Source organism: Veillonellaceae bacterium (assembly GCA_025992895.1).
Classification (GTDB): domain Bacteria; phylum Bacillota; class Negativicutes; order Veillonellales; family Dialisteraceae; genus Dialister.
Map to the genome: position 1 here is coordinate 1,111,499 of DAJPGA010000001.1, position 20,068 is coordinate 1,131,566.

Sequence of the window (20,068 nt, forward strand, 5' to 3'; positions counted from 1 at the left end):
CATATGGAAGAAATCAGAGTCAACCGACTGCCGCTTCTTACGTACCGGTACCTTCATACCAACGATACCCCGATGCAGTTCGAGGCGCCGAAGAAATCAGGCGAACCGGTCTTCTCCGACATGACATATGTCAAAGAAGGGGGAGAGCTTCCGGAAGACTTCAACGGGGCATCCAAAGAAACCGTAAAAGCGGCTGCAGACGGCAGACGTTATACCATCACTGTTCCGGCTCATGCTGAAACATCACTTACGATTACACTCAAGGCAGATGAAGCGCATCCTGACTTTGCAGGCCAGTTCGTATTCTATCTCGGCGAGGAAGCAAAGCTTTCCCTCGTATGGAGAATCGAAGGCGAAGCGCCGTCCGATACCTGCCTCATTGCTGCGTATTATGACCTGAAGGAAGGCGCAAACCTCAGCGTTTCCCGTATGGAAAAGGGTCTGACGCATGCGACCATCTATGACCAGAGACATACCCACCTTGCCAGAAAGGCAAAGGCCGTATTCCTGGCTGCTGAACTTGGCGGACAGAATGTCATCGTCCACAGCTACGGCAAGCTCGAAGGCGATAAGTCCACGATGCTGGAAAAGGCTGTCTATGCAGTAAGAGGCGACCAGCACCTCGACTTCTTCTGCCACATCGACCATATCGGCAAGAAGACGAATGCTGAGATCGATATCAAGGGCGCACTGGCTGATACAGCCAAGAAGATTTTCAGGGGCACATTGAATTTCAAGAAGGGATGCAGCGGATCTGTCGGCGATGAAGGCGACTATGCCATCCAGCTCGATCCCCATACCAAGAATATTTCCCTGCCGCTTCTGCTCTGCACCGAAGACGACGTTGTGGGGAATCACGCATCCAGCGCAGGACAGCTCGATGCCAATACAATTTACTTCCTCATGACACGCGGCTTTTCGCTGGAAGAGGCAAGAAGAATCGTCGTGGAAGCGCTGATCCGTCCGATCATCGACAGCATGGACAGCTCGCTGCATGATGAAGTGATTGAAGAAGTCAGAAAGAAACTGGATTCCAAGGAGATAAAATGAACTTAGACTTAATCAGAAAAGATTTCCCGATACTGGAAACCAAGGTCAACGGTCATCAGATCGTATACTTTGATAACGGTGCGACCACCCAGAGGCCGCTTCCCGTCGTCAATGCCGTTGTGGATTACGTCACTCACCAGAATGGCAATCCGCACAGAGGCGCGCATATTTTTGCTATTTCCGCATCAGAAGCTTACGATACTTCCAAGGAAGTCGTCCGTGACTTCATCCATGCAAGAAGCGAAAAAGAAATCATTTATACCAGAAACACGACAGAATCCCTGAATCTCGTATCCCGCTCCTATGGCGAGACACACCTGAAGAAGGGCGACCATATCCTCATCACGATTGCGGAACACCATTCCAACCTTGTTACCTGGCAGAGAGCTGCCGAAAAGACCGGCGCTGTTCTTGACTACATCTATATCGACAAGGAAACCGGCCATTTCCCGGAAGAAGAGCTCAAGAAGATCGACGATCCGAGAGTGAAGATTCTGGCATTTGCCCAGGTATCCAATGTGCTCGGCGTTGAATTCGATCCGAAACCGCTGATAGAAAGAGCGCATGCGCATGGCGCTGTCGTCGTCCTTGACGGCGCACAGTCCACACCGCACAAGCAGATCGACGTGCAGGACCTCGACTGCGATTTCTTCGCTTTCTCCGGACACAAGATGTGCTCCATGGGCGGCATCGGCGTTCTCTATGCCAAGGAAGAACTCCTTGATGAAATGGAACCGTTCCTCATGGGCGGCGACATGATTGAAACCGTAGAAGAACAGACGACGACCTTTGCAGAACTTCCGGCCAAGTTTGAAGCAGGCACGCAGTATGTAGAAGGTGCTGTCGGACTTGTCGCAGCCATCAAGTACATTCAAGCCATCGGATATGATGATATCCGCGCGCAGGAAAGAAAGCTCGTCACCAGATGCCTGGAAGGCATGAAGAAACTGCCGTTCATCCAGATCATCGGACCGAAGAACCCGGAAGAAAAAGAAGGCCTCATCGCTTTTGAAGTAGAAGGTGTCCATCCGCATGACGTAGCCCAGATCATGTCTGCAGAAGGCATCTGCATCCGCACAGGCCATCACTGCGCAGAACCGCTGCATCATTACCTTGGTGTCAATGCATCCTGCCGCGCAAGCTTCTATTTCTACAACACGGAAGAAGAAGTCGACTACTTCCTCGATAAACTGAAGGACGTGCGTAAAGTCATGGGGTATGACGACTGATGGAACTGAAACAGCTGTATACAGATCTGATTCTGGAATACAATAAAGACAAGACAAACAAACGCAAGATCGAAAATCCGACCGTGCACGAACATGGACATAATCCAAGCTGCGGCGATGATATCGATATCGAAGTGAAAATTGAAGACGGCGTGATCAAGGATCTCGCCTATACTGGTACAGGCTGCGCCATCAGCCAGGCTTCCACCGCCATGATGGCAGAACTTCTTCAGGGGAGAACCGTTGAAGAAGGAATCCGCCTCTGCCGCCTTTTCCTCGATATGATCCGCGGCAAGGTGACTGATGATGAAAGCCTCGAAGAACTTGAAGCAGCCATCACGCTGAAGGATATTTCTAAAATGCCTGTCAGAGTCAAGTGCGCAACCCTTGGGTGGCATACACTGGAAATGGCGCTCACACGCATTGAAAAACAGCTCTCTGAGCAGAAATAAGCATACTAAAAGCCCGCTCTCCCAAATGGAGGCGGGCTTTTTCACTGCATTGCGAGCCGTGACTTTGCGGCGGCAAAGGAGCCTGAATCATGCCGCAGGTGCGCTGATTACAGGAAGCTGTGATTATCAGGTAGCATGAACTCACGGATCTTATTGAAAATGCCATTGTAGGCCATGGAAAGAGGGATCAGTGTGAGCATGACAAGCGTAGTCACCAGCATGGCGATCGAAGACGCAATCCCAATACGGATCGGAAGGAAAAGACCAGGCGGCACGAAGAACGCAAGCGCGAAACCGGTCATGACGGCCCATAAGACAAGGATTCGTTTTTCGTGACGGAATCCTGCCAGAAACAGAAGGGCAAAAATCAGACCAGTAATTCCGGCCAGCGTAGAGTGGCCGAGGAATAAAAGAACGAGACTCAATACGGCGTAAGAGGCATGGCGAGCGCTCCTTTCCACGGAAAACAGTTGGGTGTTCTTATTTATTCTTCACAGGAAGGAATCGCCTTCCGAGGCGGCATTGTTCCTCTCCGGCCGCGGACCGGAAAGGAAACGGGGCAAGGGAAGCGGAAGGATGTTCTATAGGATACCTCCTTTCATGGGAGATCTATTTCATCCGCTGCAGATGAATCCATCCGTATCAATCCATCGAACGGCTGATTATGATTTAAATACATCTTTCTATACTTTAATTATATCATAACAGGCACGAGATTGTGTTCGATAACTCAGTTTAAAGTTAAGAATTCAAAGAGAATTTTATTTAAATTTTCATAGAAAATAAATGAACTTGAGTCAATTATTAGAAAATAATAATGATTATTTTGCTGTGTGAATATAATGAGATAAAGATAGGTAAAATGTTTGACTAAAATTAGTATATAAAATAAATATAATGAGAAATCTTAAAAGGAGAATACTTTACCTGGAAGAATCATTATATAAAGAAAATCCCCTGCAGAGAAATAGATGCAGGGGTGATCAAATATTATATGGCATTATTATATGGCATTTCCGTCGCTATCGTAATGGAAGCCCCATTTCATGATTTCATAAAAAATGGGTTGAAGATCGTTTCCTTTTTCTGTGAGAGAGTACTCTACATGGGGCGGGATTTCATTGAATTGTTCTCTTTTGATGAGACCATCGGATTCCAGTTCGCGGAGCGCCTTCGTAAGGGATGCATTCGTAATTCCCTTGAGCACCCGCTTCAAAAGTCCGAAGCGTGCCGTATCATGGATGCAGAGTTCATAAAGAATCTGGGCTTTCCACTTACCCTGCAGCATCAGGAGGAGCGGGGTGACAGGGCAGTGCCCGAGATCGGTCACGATTCCTTTTTTCACATTGACGAGATATTCTTCATATGTCATATATTCCATGGACGTTCTCCTTTGTTTGACGGGCAGGTGCAGTTTCCGTACTTGATTTAAATTTTGGATATAGTATATTTTTTATATAGTGAAATGTCAAATGCAGTAAAAAAGATAAGGGTTGTGAAAGTATGGACAAACAATATGAGAGAACAGGGGGCGCACCTTCTCATATAGAAGTCAGAGGGGCGCGCGTCCATAATCTTAAAAATATAAACGTGGATATCCCCTTGGGAAAGATCACGGGCATCGCAGGGGTATCCGGATCAGGCAAATCATCACTGGCACTCGGCGTCCTCTATGCAGAAGGGTCCGGGAGATATCTGGAGGCACTTTCTACTTATACAAGAAGGCGCATGACGCAGGCAGCAAGAGCAGATGTAGATGAAGTACTCTACATCCCGGCAGCCCTTGCACTCCACCAGAGGCCGGCGGTGCCGGGCATCCGCTCTACCTTCGGTACAGGTACGGAGCTTCTGAACGGGCTTCGCCTCATGTATTCAAGACTGGCCAGCCATGAATGCCCCAACGGGCACTATGCAGAGCCCTCCTTGAATGTGGCAGCAGGGAAGGAACTCGTATGTCCCGTCTGCGGCGTTCATTTCCATGCGCCTTCGGCCGAAGAACTCTCCTTCAACAGCCAGGGGGCCTGCCGCACCTGCGGAGGAACCGGCATGGTGCACATGGTCGACCGCGCATCTCTCATACCTGATGAGAACCTTTCGATTGACGATGGCGCCGTTGCTCCATGGAAAACACTGATGTGGTCGCTTATGACGGATGTCTGCCGTGCAATGGGCGTCAGGACAGATATCCCGTTCAAGGACCTCACGGATAAAGAGAAGGAAATCGTTTATGACGGTCCGGCAGTCAAGAAGCATATCTTCTACAGGCCGAAAAATGGATCCAATGAAGCGGGCGAGCTCGACTTCACTTACTACAGCGCTGTCTATACTGTGGAAAATGCACTGGCCAAGGTCAAGGATGATAAGGGGATGAAGCGCGTCAGCCGTTTCCTGAAAGAAGAAACATGTCCTGACTGCAAAGGGAGCCGGTTTTCAGAAGTCGCCAGGAAGCCGCATCTTCGCGGGATCTCAATCGATGAAGCATGCCGCATGACACTTGGCGAAATCACAGAGTGGGTGAAGGGCGTTCCCGCTTCCCTTCCGGAAGAAATGCGTCCGATGGCTGAAAGCATCTGCGGCTCATTTATGAGGACGGCAAAAAGGCTGATGGATCTTGGCCTGTCCTATCTCTCGCTGGACAGGGCAGGAAGCACGCTCTCTACGGGGGAGAGACAGAGAATGCAGCTGGCAAGGGCTGTCCGGAACAGGACGACCGGCGTCCTTTATGTCCTGGATGAGCCATCGATCGGGCTCCATCCTTCGAATATCGAAGGGCTTTGCGGTGTCATGAAAGACCTCGTCAGCGACGGGAACTCCGTTGCCCTTGTCGATCATGATACGCAGATACTGAAAGAAGCATCCTGGATTGTTGAAATGGGGCCGGATGCCGGTTCTGACGGTGGAAATGTCATTGCAGAAGGCACTGTCGAGGAAATCGGAAAAAATCCAAAGTCGAAAATCGGCCGTTTCCTTTCCGGAAATTATCCCCGCCGTGTATTTCCCATCATCCACAGGGAAGAAATCTTCAGTGAGGGCTGCATCCGGATGAAAATGGGGCCGATCCATACAGTAAAACCGCTTGAGGCAGAAATCCCCAAGGGAAGGCTTACGGTTGTGACAGGCGTGTCCGGCTCTGGAAAGACGACCATGGTGCTGGAGAGTCTTATCCCCGGCCTTTCGGCGGCGCTTGGGGGAGAAAAGCTCCCCAGCCATGTACTTTCTATCGATCCTTCCGGCATAAAGAATGTCAAACTCATCGATTCCACGCCGATTGGCATCAATGTACGATCGACGGTTGCCACCTATGCAAATGTCCATGACGAGCTGAGGAAGATCTATGCCAGAAGTACGAATGCCAAAGAAAAAGGCTTCAAAGCAGGAGATTTCTCTTACAATACGGGAAAACTCAGGTGCCCGGTCTGTGACGGGACGGGCGTCATCAGCCTTGATGTACAGTTCCTGCCGGATGTGGAGATTCCCTGCCCGTCCTGCCATGGCTCGCGCTATGGGAAGGAAGCAGAAGAAATCCGTCTTGTGAATAAAAAGGGAGAAGCAAGATCTCTTCCTGAACTGATGGATATGGATGTGAATCATGCGCTCGGATTCTGCCAGGACATGAAACTCGTCAAACGAAGACTCGAAGTTTTGAAGGAACTGGGCCTCGGGTATCTGACATTGGGAGAAGAAACGCCGGGGCTTTCCGGCGGGGAAGCGCAGAGACTCAAACTGGCCAGTGAAATGGGACGCGCCCAGGAAGATACGATCTTCATCTTTGATGAACCGACCATCGGACTCCATCCTCTCGATGTAAGGACACTGCTTTCCGTATTCCGCGCACTTGTCGATCACGGTGCGACGCTCATTGTCATCGAGCATGATCTTGATGTCATACGGAACGCCGATTACATCATCGATATGGGTCCGGGAGGCGGAGAGGAAGGCGGACGCATTATTGCCTTCGGTTCACCGGAAGAAGTCGCGGAATCTCCCGATAGCATCACCGGGAAATACCTCCGGCCCCTGAAGTAAATGCATAAAAAAGGAGGAGCTGTGACAAAATGTCCAATCATTTTGCTACAGCTCCTTTTGTGCTGGTATATTCAATTAGAAGATTATCCAACACATTTATATATTTGTGTTATCTGAAAACCTCAAAACCTCGCTGCGCTCGAAGGAAATGAACCTCCTCAGTCGCCTCCGGCGCCAGCTCCCCCTACGGGGCAAGCTCAAACACCCTTAAACCGAACTTCGTTCGAGAAAAGAAAAACAGTGTTTTGGTGGATTTTGTCACATCCCCTTTTTATATTCTTTGCTCTTTATAATCCTGATTTGGAGAACTGCCTTTCACGGATACGTTTTTCTTTCCAGACATCCATGCTGATGTCCATGGATGCGATCTTCAGTGTCAGCTGCGATAAGCCGTCGGCATTCTCCTCGCTGATGATTTCGGCAGTGACGTCGTCATTGACCCAGAAAGGGTGATGCTTTTCAGACAGCCCGGGACGGACGCCGAGACCCTTTGTCAAAGCGTGGATGAGGTAGTCTCTGGCAGGCCGGTAGGTCATCCAGTGTTCGGGGATCGTTGTAAAGGAAATAATCCAGAGCTTTTCATTATGGAAGGTAAGCTCCATATTCCTGTCGATATCAAGGGAAAGAATATGAAGGGGAAATGTACCGTGATAGACAGCCTTGACGATTTCACTGTCTGTCATTCCATCGTGAATCCATTCTGCTTTTGGTGCTGTTTCGATGGAGGAATCCATACGGTCGATGGATTCTTCAAGGCGCAGTTTCCCAAAAGAGCGTGATGCGTCAGAAGGCAGGTGCAGCAAACGGGTAACATATTGATGCAGGCGGTTCATAAATCACACTCCTTTGAAGGCGGGTAAAAGCAGGAAAAGCCGGAAAAGCAGGAAAAGCCGGAAATTCCATTTTTATTTGTATTTAAGTGTATCATTGGGCCGGGAAACCTGCTATCTCACAAAATTTTTATAGCTATCGATAAGATAACAGTAAAACAGATAATCCTGCTTGTCATGCAGCGCCTGATGACAGATAATAATAGATAATACAAGACACTGGAGGGGAGCAGCTCATGAATAATTACCTTGGCGATATTATTTCCATTTTCATATGCCTTTGGTTTATCAAGACATATCTTCTGCATTACCGCATGACAAAAGAAGAGGCTTTCATTGTCAGGGAGGCGCCGAAGGTATTCCTCTATCCTTTGACAATCCTTGTCTGCATCATGCTGGTCCTGGTACCGCTTTCGGAAAGAGGGCTTGCTCCCGGCGTTGTGCCTGATTCCATCCTGAAATACACTCTTGTTTCCTTCATGCTCTGGATCACGCTTGTCCTTTACACGAAATGGAACTGGGGCGTGCATGTGACAGACAGGAAAGTCAGAAGCAAAAACAACATGCAGATGCTGCTTCTCCTGATCCTTCTCTTCCTTCTGGCAACAATTTTATAAACGAAAAAAGGGGCTGTGACAAAATCCGTTAAAACGCTGCTTTTTCCTTTTCTCGAGCGAAGCGAGGTTTAAGGGTGTCAGAGCTCGCCCCGTAGGGGGAGCTGGCGCCGGAGGCGTCTGAGGAGGTTCATCTCCTCGAGCGGAGCGAGGTTTTGAGGTTTTCAGATAGCGTCGATAAATACATTTGTCAGATAATCCTCTAATTGAATATACCCAGACAAAAAGGGGCTGTGGCAAAATGATTAACCATTTTGTCACAGCCCCTTTATTGCGTATTTATTTAAAGAACTTCAGGTTGTCATACGTCGGGGAAACGATCCAGTTTCCTTTTGTATCGATAAGTCCCCACTTGCCATCAACTTTGACGCCGGCCCTGTCATTCATGAAGGATGTCATCTGGCTGATCTTCTTCGGGAAAACGATGGCGTCATTGCCATCATAGCTGATGACCTTCCATGCATCATCCTTCACAGGAATCAGGCCGCAGGAAGCAGTACCCGTTTCGCGGTAGAGGGGAGCGGAAATGACTTTCCCGTCCTTATCAAGGATGCCGTATTTCCCATCCTGCTTATAGGAAAGCATCGAGCTTCCCAGGTACTTGATCTCAGCGTAAGAGAAGGGAACGAGCTCTTTGCCGTCGTCCATGGAAAGGACGCCCCAGTCTCCCTTGTCATTCCTGCAGATGAGGATGCCTGCTTCATCGACGGGGATGACTGCTTTGTAGGCGATGTGGGCAATGAATGTACCGCTCCTGTTTTCCCAGCCGTAGCGGTCATTATTGAAAACAAGGATGCCGCGGCTCGATGCCGGGAAGACGCGTGCATTCGATGTGCTTGCAATGACCTTGCCGGTATTATCGATGTAGCCGCGTTTGACAAGGACGGTTGGAACCGTTCCGTATTCATAACCCCACGGATCCCACAGCGGGAAGCCGATGCCAAAACCCCATCCGCCATGATAGCGGTGGTGATGGTGGGGACGCAGCCAGTGACCCCAGCCCCAGCCGATGCCGATCGAGACAGGATAGCGGCGTACGACGCCTTCTTCCCTGACCTCGCCTTTCCTGACTTCTGCCAGACCATCTTCGAAGGGGAAGAGCATGTCATAATCAGCCATGAAAGCAATCGTCCCGTCCGGCTTGATATAAGCGCCGCCGTCGATTGTCTTGACGCCAGCCAGGCCTTCCGAGAATTCTGTCATGACGCGCTTGAACTGAGGCTTTACCGCCACCGTTCCCTCATCATTGACAAAGCCCCAGAGACCTTCCTTGTTCTTGACGGCTGTCAGATGCTCGGAAAAGATTGGTGCGGCCTCTTCATAAGAGAAGGGAACGACAGGCGTATTTTCCTTATTGATGAAACCCCAGAGATTTTCCTTATTCTTGACGGCCAGAAGACCGCTGCTAAAGGAGGGGCCGGAATCCTTATAAGAAGGCTCGATGACAACGGTGCCGGTCTGATCGATGACACCCCATTTTCCGTCCATCTTTACAGGCGCAAGACCCTCAGCAAACCAGCGCGCTTCCTGATAGAGAGGCGCGATTTCCTTTCCGTCATAGAAAAGGTAGCCGTACTTGCCATCCAGCTTGACAATGGCAGAGCCGTCCTGGAAATCAGAGACCTGGTCATACACATGATCGGAAATGACAGTGCCGTCTTCCCGGTAGAAGCGTATCTTGCTGTCGGGAAGCTTGACCGCAAGCGCATTGTCCTTCCAGACAGAACGGCTTTCATAGGAAACAGGGACGATGACTTTGCCTTCCCTGTTGTAGAAGCCGCGGAGCTTGCCCTTTGATACCTCGATCAGGTTGTCACGGCCCGCCTGGCTCGCAAGGTCAGCTTCCTGGTCTTCAGAATCAGAAAGGGAAACTGCTTCCTTGTCATAAGAAAGGGGAATGACGACTTTGCCCGACGCGTCAAGCGCGCCCCACTTGCCATCCTTTTCAACGCCCGCTGCAAAGGGGACAGGGGAAAGAGCTTCAGAAGGCTGAGGGGTTTCAGATGCATAGACATTTGCCGAAAGTGTAAGAGCGGCCGCCGCAAGAATGGCCGCCAGTTGATGATGGAACATAGAATCACCTCACAGAATAAATCCGGGAAAGCTTTCTTTTCCAGTGTTAGTTTCATTTGCCTTTATTTTAGCATATTTCGATATAAGCTTAATAAGAAATATGGAATTGGAATTTAATGAGGTATAAATTAATTTTATATTATTAAAAGATTGACACAATTTTAGCGATATATCATAATATTGTGAATGGGACGCAAAATATTTATTTTGTCCCGCTATATGTCAATGATTCTGCTCCGATAGGGAGATCGGCGCGGAATCGGTGTGTTACAGGGAGGATTGCTATGAAGGGAAAAAGCAATTTAGTGTGGCTGAGTGCAGTCATAGCCATGATGGGATGTGGGAGCGCATATGCAGAGGATACATTTTACGAACTGGATCCAGTCATCGTCACTGCCCAGCGCATGGAAACAACAGATCTGAAGACGCCTGCATCAGTTGAGACCATTACATCGGAGGACATTAAAAAATCTGGTGCAACTACGGTTCATGAAGCACTGCGGTACAGCACAGGCATTATTATTCATGCGCAGGGCCCCAGAAATATTTCTCAGGGGACAATGACAAATAAAGCCGTCATCCGTGGCAACGAGAAAGGCACTCTTGTCCTGGTAGATGGCGTTCCTATCAATCAGGCCGGACGATATAATCTCGAGGATATACCTGTTGATTCTGTTGACAGGATTGAAGTCGTCAGGGGCGGCGGAGCGGTGCTTTACGGTTCGGAAGCATCCGGCGGCGTTATCAATATCATTACAAAAGGCACCCGCGAAAATATGATCCGCGCAGGGCTTGGGAATTATGGCATCCAGAATTATTCCGGTTCTGTACAGGCAGGAAAATTTGGAATGACTTATACCTATGACCATACCGGGCGGATTTCAAATATTTCCAGTCCTACCAAACCGGCAAAGAAAGCGAGAGGAACCACACCTAATGGAGGGATGTACTATAACATCCTCCGCGGCGAACACAGCAATCTGAACTGGCGTTATAATTTTAACGACAATTTGTATTTCACACATACATATAGTGAAAACAGCGACCATTATGTTTACAAGTATGATGGGCATGATTATAAGCCCAATACAGGTGCTGATTTCAAAGATGCACTTCATAGTACCAAATCCAATCTGATGCAGCTGCACTTTGATAATGGCGATCTGAAGGCATCCATTTTCTATAACAAAAAAGATCAGAAAACAAGAAACCTCATTGCTTATCAGGAAGCAACACTGAAAAGAGGGAAAGTGTCAGTCGCGCATCCTGAACAGTTTGATCCGAGCCGGAAAGACCGGAATTCAACGACCTATAAAGACCAGACGATCGGCCTTGATGTTTCCAATCGCTGGCATTTTAATAAAGGTTCCTTCATGCTGGGATACAATTTCCAGAGAGATTTGGAAACAAAGAAAGTATCGGATACGTATGTTGGCGGATACCTGTCATCGGCTGGCTCGATAAATAGCTATGAGAGAAACATGCACTCTGTTTTCGGCCAGCTTGCATATAATCTCACAGAGAAGGACGAAGTGGATCTGAATTTCCGCGAAACTTGGACAGAAGCGGATGAAGCAGGCAACAAATACGATAAGTTCACGCCTGAAATCAACTGGGTTCATTCCTTCGATGAAGATACTTCTCTTTATGCCAAAGCAGGAAAATCCTTCATGATGCCGACATTCACGCAGCTTTATGGCGGCGGAAATATCCTGGGCGTTCCGGATCTTAAACCTGAATCAGGCAATCACTACGAATTAGGCGTTAAGAAGAATATCGGTAAGTCTGCATGGCGGTTTGATGTATTCCATTACAGAATCAAGAATCATATTGATGCGGATACAGATAAATGGCCGGAAGTATCTTATAAGAATACCGACATCCGGAACACTGGCGTCGAACTCGACTTCTCGCGTCAGGAAAATGAAAATCTGTCTTACCATGCCGGCATTACATATAGTCATCCTGAAAAGAGAAAAGATGGAGAAAATAACGGGAACTGGCATGACTATTATGGCAAACTGCAGTTCAATGCAGGAGCCAGCTATACGACAGGCAAGCTGACGACATCCTTTGAAATGAATGTACTCTCCCTGAGAAAGAGGGATGCTTATCCCTACGAAGACTTCAAGGCACAGTGCTTCACTGATTTGAATTTCTCCTACAAGGCCAATGAAGAATGCCGTGTATTCCTGAACATTGATAATGTATTCAACAGGCATGATATCGTTTCTTCCTCGACCTCGAATTTCTATGATCTTGGCAGAAACTTCATGGCAGGGGTTGAATACAAGTTCTAACAAGATGAATATGTAAGTATGCTTTTACAGATAAAGGCACGGCATCTGCCAGAATACGGAAGCAGAAGGGCCTGATCATATACTTACAGGATATTGGAATACTGCTGTTAAAGGGGCTGTGATGAAATGATTGTATTTCTGCAGCCTCTTTTCCAATGTGATTAATTAATACCGAATGAGAGATAAATTAGGGCATACTATTTATTTATTGACTTATTTCTAATGAAACGTCATAATATGAAAGGCTGTAATAATTATTTAATTATTATCCAATTTTTTTATTATTTCTATCTGATTGGGGAGATTTGATAGAGATAGATAATTCACAGGGAGGATTATCATGAAGAAGTTAAAATTTCTAGTTGCCGCTGAATTAATAGCATGTACGTCAATTGGCGGTTATATAGTTGCTGCCGAAGATGTATATGAATTAAACCCGGTTGTCGTTACTGCTGAGAGAACAGAGAAGAAGGATTTAGAGACTCCGGCAGCGGTCCAGGTAATTACAGCGAAAGAAATTAAGGAACAGGGGTATACTTCCGTCGCAGATGCATTGGGGCATACGGTGGATGTAGGAGCCTATTCTTACACGAGTGACGGGGATGATTTGGGAGGATCCCAGAGCCGTTTCTATATCCGTGGATTTGATAAGGGGACATTGGTATTGGTCAATGGAGCTCCTATCAATATCATGAATTATTCTTCAACAAGCGGCGTCCCGATTGATGCTGTCGAGAAAATTGAAGTCATCAAGGGACCAAGCTCCGTTTTGTATGGCGCTGAAGCGATGGGCGGCGTTGTGAATATTATCACGAAAAAAGGCGGAGAAGATAAAACGACCGCCAAGGTTACCTACGGCAACTATACCAACGGGTATCAGGTCAGCACCAGCGGGGAAAAGTATTTCATTTCCTTTAACCGCGATAATTTCGATCGTTTTAATAATCCGAGCACTATATTTCCAAAGTCTAAGTATGGCTGGGAAAATGACAAGGGGCATAGGACGAACCTCTTCACCTCTATTAATTTGACGGATAAACTGACCTTTGACTGGATGCGTTTTTCATCGAATAAGAACCGCTGGGCCAAGGAAGTCAAGGATGGGAAGAAAACCGGAAAGATTTATACGGGAAGCACGGGTCTCTATAATTATAATGATGTAAAGAATACCATGGATTTGATATACAATGATGATGAAAGTCATTTCAAATCAATCATGGCCTTCAATAACAGAAGGCTGGACAGCACCAATACAAAGTTTAATAAAGACGGATCTGTAAAGAGCAAAGCACGGGGAACCAATTATAATGTCTATAATTTTAACTTCAATAACCAGAAGACCTGGTACTTAAACGATGGGAAAGACAGCCTGACAGCAGGTCTTGATTATAAATATGAACATTATAAATCGTTGAATGGGGAAGATTATATCGGCAGAAGCAACTATGGTCTGTTTGCATCTTACAGCCATGAGTTTAATGACAGGATGACCGGTATCTTCGGCGCACGTGAATTTGTGAATCAGTCAAACGGATGGGATAAATCCAATAAGAAATTCCTGCCGCAGGTTCAGTTCCTTTACAAGCTTTCGGACGACTGGAGCCTCTATACGAATGTGGGCGAATCATTCGACATGCCGGCCATTAATTCTAAATATTATTCATCAAAGCTTAAGAACTGGAATATAAAGCCACAGTCCGGGTGGACATATGAATTTGGTACAAAGTATATTACCGGCAAGGACAGCTTGAAGATCGATGTATTCCATATGGATATCAAGGATAAATTCGAATGGGTGCATGAGTCTGAGCTGATTGATGGCGGCGCTGATAATATCAATGTCCAGGTCAATGGCGGCGATTTTAAGAATACAGGGCTGGAAGTGGAATATGAACATATCATTAACAGCAACTGGCGTTATTCATTAGGAGCTTCCATTTCTAATCCGAAGATGAAGGATTATAACAGTGACGTATGGCGCCAGAGCGAAGCAAGGCTTCAGGGAAGCGCGAGCCTGTCCTATGAAGAAGGGAAGTTCTATGGAGGACTCAATTACTTCCTGATTTCTGACAGGCAGGATAGCCATTATACACGGGACGGTTCTATCGCAAAGAACACGAAAGGATGGGATCATAAGACGCCAAACAGTTCTCTCCTGAATGCCGTGTTCTCCTATGCTCCTAATAAGGAACAGGCTGTTACCCTGAACTTGTATAATCTGCTTGACCGGAAGAATCCTATTAATGATTCAGAAAATGTTGATCTGCCCTTCCATTGGACGGTTTCATACAGTTATTCGTTCTGATGAAATGAAGAGAAAAATAAAAGAATCTGCTTTCTTTGAGAGGTGTTATGAAAAAGTTTTTTCTGATTTTCTTTTGCTGTTTTCTTGCAATGACCACGCTTACCGGCTGCATGGCTGAGAAGAGTTCGACCGGACGCGTACTGACCGATGGGGCAGGAAGAGAAGTGAGGATTCCTGAAAAGCCATCGCGTATCGTTTCTCTGACGTATGGCACGGATGAAATTCTGCTTGGGCTTGTGAGTACGAGGAGAATCAGCGCGCTTTCTAAATATGCAGGGGCTGAAGGAATCACTTTTGTGACGAAGAAGGAAAAGGAAGCGGTAGGCCGCACACTAGACTTGAATCCGGAAGCCGTTATGGCGCTTAATCCGGATCTGGTACTAGTGTCCACAGAAACGCCAGCCAACTTTGTCCAGACACTCTCTGCATCCGGCGTGCCTGTGTTTGTATCGATCATCCCGAAGGACTGGGATGAGATGGAAACCAGAGTGCAGGGGATTGCAAACGCAGTCGATGAAGAGGGTAAGGGGAAAGAGATGATAGAGCATATGCGGGAAAAGCGCGATGCTCTGGAAAAGAAACTCTCCGTGATTCCTCCGGATCAGGAAAGAACGGCATTGGGGATTACCTTCCGCGGGATCCTGGGGAAAAGGGGAACGCTGTTCTCTGACATTCTCAAAATGGCGCATGTGAAGGATGGTGCAGCTATCTATGACGCTCATGAAATTCCCCGCGGCAGCAGTACTTTCATTTCCATGGAAGTACTTCCTGCAATTAATCCGGACGTGATCCTCATGCCGGTCTGGCAATCCGGACTGCGGATCACTGAAAGCGAGTTTGCTCAGGAGATCCTGTCGAATCCTGCTTTTCAGGATGTGAAAGCAGTGAAGAACAAGAGGCTGGTGCCATTCCCTGAGAGGTACAAGTTTGTCATGTCGCAGCACATTACGGATGCCGTGGAGGCAAGCGCAAAGGCCGTTTATCCTGAACTCTTTGATGATACGGATATTATGACGCTCAAAGGAAATTGAATACTTGCATAACTGCTTTACATTTAGCCCTGCATTTGTTATTATGTTTCCATAACTACGGCGATGAAGAAAAGGAGTACGCACAGTCAGCGATCCGGTGACAGTGAGAGACCGGTATGGTGCGGAAGGCGTTTCGGAGCTGCTGCCTGAACAGAGTAGGGCTGCTATCAATTAAGGCGGGCCAATGGCCAATGAGGGTGGAACCGCGGGTTAATGATCCCTGTAACTCGTCCCTGTAACTATATTGTTACAGGGATTTTTTATTGTTTTTCAGATTGTTTTCAGGAGGAAATATGACATTTCAGCAGATTATTCTGGCACTCCAGCGTTTCTGGTCAAAACAGGGATGCGTACTGGGAGAGCCATATGACGTGGAAAAGGGCGCAGGCACGATGAACCCTGCGACATTCCTTCGCACCATCGGACCGGAACCATGGAACGTAGCATACGTTGAACCATCCCGCCGCCCGGATGACGGAAGATACGGCGACAACCCGAACCGTCTGTACCAGCATCATCAGTTCCAGGTGATTATGAAACCGTCCCCGAACAATATCCAGGAGACCTATCTCGAATCCCTGAAGGAACTCGGCATCGATCCGGAAGAACATGATATCCGCTTCGTAGAAGACAACTGGGAATCCCCGACGCTCGGCGCATGGGGCATCGGCTGGGAAGTATGGCTCGACGGCATGGAAATCACCCAGTTCACCTATTTCCAGCAGGTCGGCGGCATTGATGAACATCCGGTAGCCGTTGAAATCACCTACGGCCTGGAACGTATTGCCATGTACATCCAGGAAAAGGACAATGTCTATGATCTGGAATGGACAGACGGCGTTACCTACGGCGACGTATGGCATGAAAACGAATACGAACAGTCCGTTTACAGCTATGAGCTTTCTGACCATGATATGCTCTTCAAGCTGTTTGACATGTATGAAAAAGAAGCAACCCGCGTAGTCAAGAAGGGGTTCGTACTTCCTGCTTACGATTATGTACTGAAATGTTCCCATGCATTCAACCTTCTGGATGCTGCCGGCGCTATTTCCCTTTCTGAAAGAACGGAATATATCGCACGCGTCAGAAACATGGCAAGAATGTGCGCCAAGGAATGGCTGAAAAAGCGCAAGGAACTGGGATTCCCCATGCTGAAGGGAGGCGAGGGAAATGAGTAAGAATCTGCTTTTGGAAATCGGCACGGAAGAAATGCCGGCTAATATTATGTCCGGAGTCGTTGATCAGCTCCGCGTTCTGGCGGAAAATGCCTTCGGAGAAAATCGCATTTCCCTTAAGGAAATCACCGTTTATGCAACACCGAGAAGACTCGCAGTCCTCGTCAGGGAAGCTGCTGACCGCCAGCCTGATGAAGAAGTCAAGAAGCGCGGCCCGTCCATCAAGGCTGCTTTTGATGAAGACGGCAATCCGACAAGAGCGGCACAGGGCTTTGCAAGAGGACAGCATATCGATCCTTCCGAGCTTATCAGGGAAGGCGAATATACATGGGCTCATGTCGTCAATGAAGGCAAAAAGATCGAAGACATCCTTCCTTCTCTTTTCACTTCCCTCATTACAGGCCTGAACTTCACAAGAAGCATGCGCTGGGCTGATGAGGAAGCCCGTTTCATCCGTCCGATCCGCTGGATCGTCGCTCTCTGCGGCAGCGAAGTCGTTCCGATGGAATTTGCTCATGTCAAGAGCGGCAGAATCAGCCGCGGGCATCGTTTCCTCTGCAAGGAAGATGTCACGATTGAAAGCCCGGAATCCTACAAGGAAACCATGCGCAAGGCATTTGTCATCGTCGATCAGGATGAACGCCGCGACATGATCCGCAAGGGCCTTCTTGCCAAAGCGGAAGAACTGGGCGGCAATGTCTGGCACAATGCAGATCTTCTTGAAGAAATCAACTACCTCGTTGAATATCCAACACCTCTCTATGGCCGCATCGATGAAGAATTCCTGAAGCTTCCGGTACCGGCTGTCGTTACTCCGATGAGAGATCATCAGAGATACTATCCGGTCAGAAATGAAGACGGCTCCCTGATGCCGTACTTCCTTACCGTCAGAAACGGCGGCACAAAGGCTATCCATAACGTACAGATCGGCAATGAACGCGTTCTCCGCGCCCGCCTTGACGACGCTAAGTTCTTCTTTGAAAACGACAGGAAGAAGAGCCTGGAAGGCCATAGGGAAGACCTGACCCGCATCAACTACCAGGAAGGTATGGGCACCATGCTTGACAAGGCTGACCGCCTCCAGAAGCTGTCTGATTTCATCTGCGACGGATGGAACCTTTCCGCTGATGAAAAGGCTGATGCAGAAAGAGCTGCTTACCTTTCCAAGTCCGACCTTGCTACCGGCATGGTCACTGAATTCACTGAACTGCAGGGTGAAATGGGCAAGGAATATGCTCTCCTCGACGGCGAAAAGAAAAACGTTGCACAGGCCATTTTCGAACAGTACATGCCAAGATTTGCAGGCGATATCCTTCCGCAGGAATCCATCGGCCGCGTTCTTTCCATGGCTGACAAGCTCGACAACCTCGCTGCTACATTCCTCCGCGGCCTCATTCCGACAGGCTCCCAGGACCCGTTTGCTTTGAGAAGACAGACTATCGGCGCTGTCAACATCCTGACTGACGGCGGCATCCACTGGGATATCAGAGAAGGCATCAGAAAAGCTCTCGAGCTCCTCCCAGGCGAAAAGGAAGCCAAAGAAACAGCTCTGGGTCAGATCGAAGAATTCTTCCGCCAGAGAATCAAAGCCATCATGCTCGATGAAGGCATTGCTTACGATATCATTGACGCAGTCTTCGCAGGCCCGGTCGACGACATCGAAGCTCTCTTCCTGAAGGCAAGAGCCATGGCAGAAAGCCAGCTGAAGGATGAAACCGATCTCCGTCAGGCTGTCACAAGACTGGCAAACATCACCAAGGACAAGGAAGGCGGAGCAGTCGATCCATCCCTCTTTGAAGTAGAATACGAAAAGAACCTGCAGGCAGCACTTGATGAAGTGAAGGCTGAAGTTCTTCCGCTTTACAAGGAATACCAGTACGGAAAAGCTCTCGCTTCCCTGAAGAAACTGACAGCTCCGATCAATGATTACCTGGACAATGTCATGGTCATGGTCGATGACGAAAAACTCAAGGCCAACCGCGTTTCCCAGCTGATCTCTGCACTGGATCTCTTCCGCGCATGGGGCGATTTCAGCAAGCTCGTCTGATAGGACATAAATAAGAAAAGGAGTCTCTTCTAGCCGGAGAGGCTCTTTTTTCATGGCGGAAAGAGGATGAATCAAAAGAATCCCTCTTTATGTTTACAAAATTCGATCTAAATGATAATGAATGGTCACAAAAACGCAACACATTATGAAATTTCTATATCGAAAAACGTTTGACTATTTCGAAAATTTACGATACAATACATTCAGAGTTAGTTATTAACTAAATACTTTTAGATAAGTTTACATATGAGAGGAGAGTCCATTATGGCTTTTGAATTACCCGCTTTACCTTATGCTTATGACGCTCTTGAACCTGTGATTGATGCAGACACCATGCGTTTCCATCATGATAAGCATCATGCAACTTACGTAGCAAACCTGAACAAGGCACTGGAAGCTCATCCGGAACTGTTTGAAAGATCCGTTGAATTCCTGATCGCTCATCTGAATCATCTGCCGGAAGACATCAGGGGCGCTGTCCGCAACAATGGCGGCGGCACATACAATCACACCCTGTTCTGGGAAATGATGGCTCCGGAAGGACAGACTGCATTTGCAGGCCCTGTTGCTGACAAGATCAAGGAAACCTTCGGATCCTATGAAGAATTCAAGAAGCAGTTTGCAGCTGCTGCCGCAGGCCGTTTCGGAAGCGGCTGGGCATGGCTCGTAGCTGATGGAGACAAGCTTGAAATTCTCTCCACTGCCAACCAGGACAACCCGCTGACAGAAGGAAAGCGACCGATTCTCTGCCTGGACGTCTGGGAACACGCTTACTACCTGAAGTATCAGAACCGCCGCGTTGATTACATCAATGAATGGTTCCGCATCATCAACTGGGACTTTGTCAATGAACAGTACAAGAAGTCTCAGGAAGCAAGACACTGCGGCAAATAATCACGAAAATTAAGGATACCCTTAATGATAATCACCTCACAA

Annotated in this window: 15 protein-coding genes; 11 read left to right on the top strand and 4 right to left on the bottom strand. The window is 47.9% G+C overall.

Features of this window, described 5'->3' with window-relative positions; genetic code table 11:
• Positions 1-3 precede the first annotated feature (3 nt).
• From OIM03_04595 to OIM03_04605, 3 genes are read left to right on the top strand one after another with little or no spacing between them, the layout of a single operon-like run.
• Entirely contained in the window at positions 4-1,050 is a 1,047-nt protein-coding gene (locus tag OIM03_04595; GenBank protein HJI73555.1) for a SufD family Fe-S cluster assembly protein, read from the top strand.
• Positions 1,047-2,279 carry a SufS family cysteine desulfurase gene (locus tag OIM03_04600; GenBank protein HJI73556.1) on the top strand — a complete coding sequence of 411 codons (1,233 nt, stop codon included), beginning with the start codon at positions 1,047-1,049 and terminating at the stop codon, positions 2,277-2,279. Before OIM03_04595 ends, OIM03_04600 begins: the two co-directional genes overlap by 4 nt.
• A complete protein-coding gene (locus OIM03_04605; protein HJI73557.1) occupies positions 2,279-2,731 on the top strand; it encodes an SUF system NifU family Fe-S cluster assembly protein in 453 nt (150 codons plus the stop codon). The genes OIM03_04600 and OIM03_04605 overlap by 1 nt, the downstream gene beginning before the upstream one ends.
• 107 nt (positions 2,732-2,838) lie before the next feature.
• Here OIM03_04605 and OIM03_04610 read toward each other — a convergent pair whose 3' ends face one another.
• Together OIM03_04610 and OIM03_04615 are read right to left on the bottom strand one after the other, a co-directional pair.
• Positions 2,839-3,192 (bottom strand): hypothetical protein, encoded by a 354-nt coding sequence (locus tag OIM03_04610; protein HJI73558.1) that lies wholly within the window; start codon positions 3,190-3,192, stop codon positions 2,839-2,841.
• A gap of 542 nt (positions 3,193-3,734) precedes the next feature.
• Positions 3,735-4,112: a winged helix-turn-helix transcriptional regulator gene (locus OIM03_04615; GenBank protein ID HJI73559.1), complete on the bottom strand. Its 378-nt coding sequence runs from the start codon at positions 4,110-4,112 to the stop codon at positions 3,735-3,737.
• Positions 4,113-4,234: 122 nt separating this feature from the next.
• Here OIM03_04615 and OIM03_04620 point away from each other — a divergent pair, with 122 nt between their 5' ends.
• Positions 4,235-6,757, top strand: a complete 2,523-nt coding sequence (locus OIM03_04620) for an ATP-binding cassette domain-containing protein (GenBank protein HJI73560.1) — start codon at positions 4,235-4,237, stop codon at positions 6,755-6,757.
• 287 nt (positions 6,758-7,044) lie between these two features.
• Here the strand turns inward: OIM03_04620 and OIM03_04625 are convergent, their stop codons facing one another.
• Positions 7,045-7,590, bottom strand: coding sequence for a hypothetical protein (locus OIM03_04625; GenBank protein ID HJI73561.1), 546 nt, complete (start codon positions 7,588-7,590; stop codon positions 7,045-7,047).
• A gap of 233 nt (positions 7,591-7,823) precedes the next feature.
• On the opposite strand from OIM03_04625, the gene OIM03_04630 reads away from it, so the two are divergent.
• A complete protein-coding gene (locus OIM03_04630; protein ID HJI73562.1) occupies positions 7,824-8,204 on the top strand; it encodes a hypothetical protein in 381 nt (126 codons plus the stop codon).
• Between the two features lie 276 nt (positions 8,205-8,480).
• On the opposite strand, the gene OIM03_04635 is transcribed toward OIM03_04630, so the two are convergent.
• The gene (locus OIM03_04635) at positions 8,481-10,274 is read right to left on the bottom strand and encodes a WG repeat-containing protein (GenBank protein ID HJI73563.1); all 1,794 of its coding nucleotides are present in this window, start codon (positions 10,272-10,274) and stop codon (positions 8,481-8,483) included.
• Between the two features lie 284 nt (positions 10,275-10,558).
• Between OIM03_04635 and OIM03_04640 the strand changes: the two genes are divergently transcribed.
• The 6 genes from OIM03_04640 to OIM03_04665 all read left to right on the top strand — a co-directional run bounded on the left by OIM03_04640 (position 10,559) and on the right by OIM03_04665 (position 20,026).
• A complete protein-coding gene (locus tag OIM03_04640; GenBank protein HJI73564.1) occupies positions 10,559-12,574 on the top strand; it encodes a TonB-dependent receptor in 2,016 nt (671 codons plus the stop codon).
• 340 nt (positions 12,575-12,914) lie between these two features.
• Positions 12,915-14,879 carry a TonB-dependent receptor gene (locus OIM03_04645; GenBank protein HJI73565.1) on the top strand — a complete coding sequence of 655 codons (1,965 nt, stop codon included), beginning with the start codon at positions 12,915-12,917 and terminating at the stop codon, positions 14,877-14,879.
• An 89-nt stretch (positions 14,880-14,968) separates the two neighbouring features.
• On the top strand, positions 14,969-15,910 hold the full coding sequence (locus tag OIM03_04650) for an ABC transporter substrate-binding protein (GenBank protein ID HJI73566.1): 942 nt from the start codon (positions 14,969-14,971) through the stop codon (positions 15,908-15,910).
• A gap of 293 nt (positions 15,911-16,203) precedes the next feature.
• Positions 16,204-17,088, top strand: coding sequence for a glycine--tRNA ligase subunit alpha (gene glyQ / locus OIM03_04655; GenBank protein HJI73567.1), 885 nt, complete (start codon positions 16,204-16,206; stop codon positions 17,086-17,088).
• Entirely contained in the window at positions 17,081-19,132 is a 2,052-nt protein-coding gene (glyS, locus tag OIM03_04660; protein HJI73568.1) for a glycine--tRNA ligase subunit beta, read from the top strand. The genes glyQ and glyS overlap by 8 nt, the downstream gene beginning before the upstream one ends.
• A gap of 264 nt (positions 19,133-19,396) precedes the next feature.
• A complete protein-coding gene (locus OIM03_04665; protein ID HJI73569.1) occupies positions 19,397-20,026 on the top strand; it encodes a superoxide dismutase in 630 nt (209 codons plus the stop codon).
• The last annotated feature ends 42 nt before the right edge of the window (positions 20,027-20,068 follow it).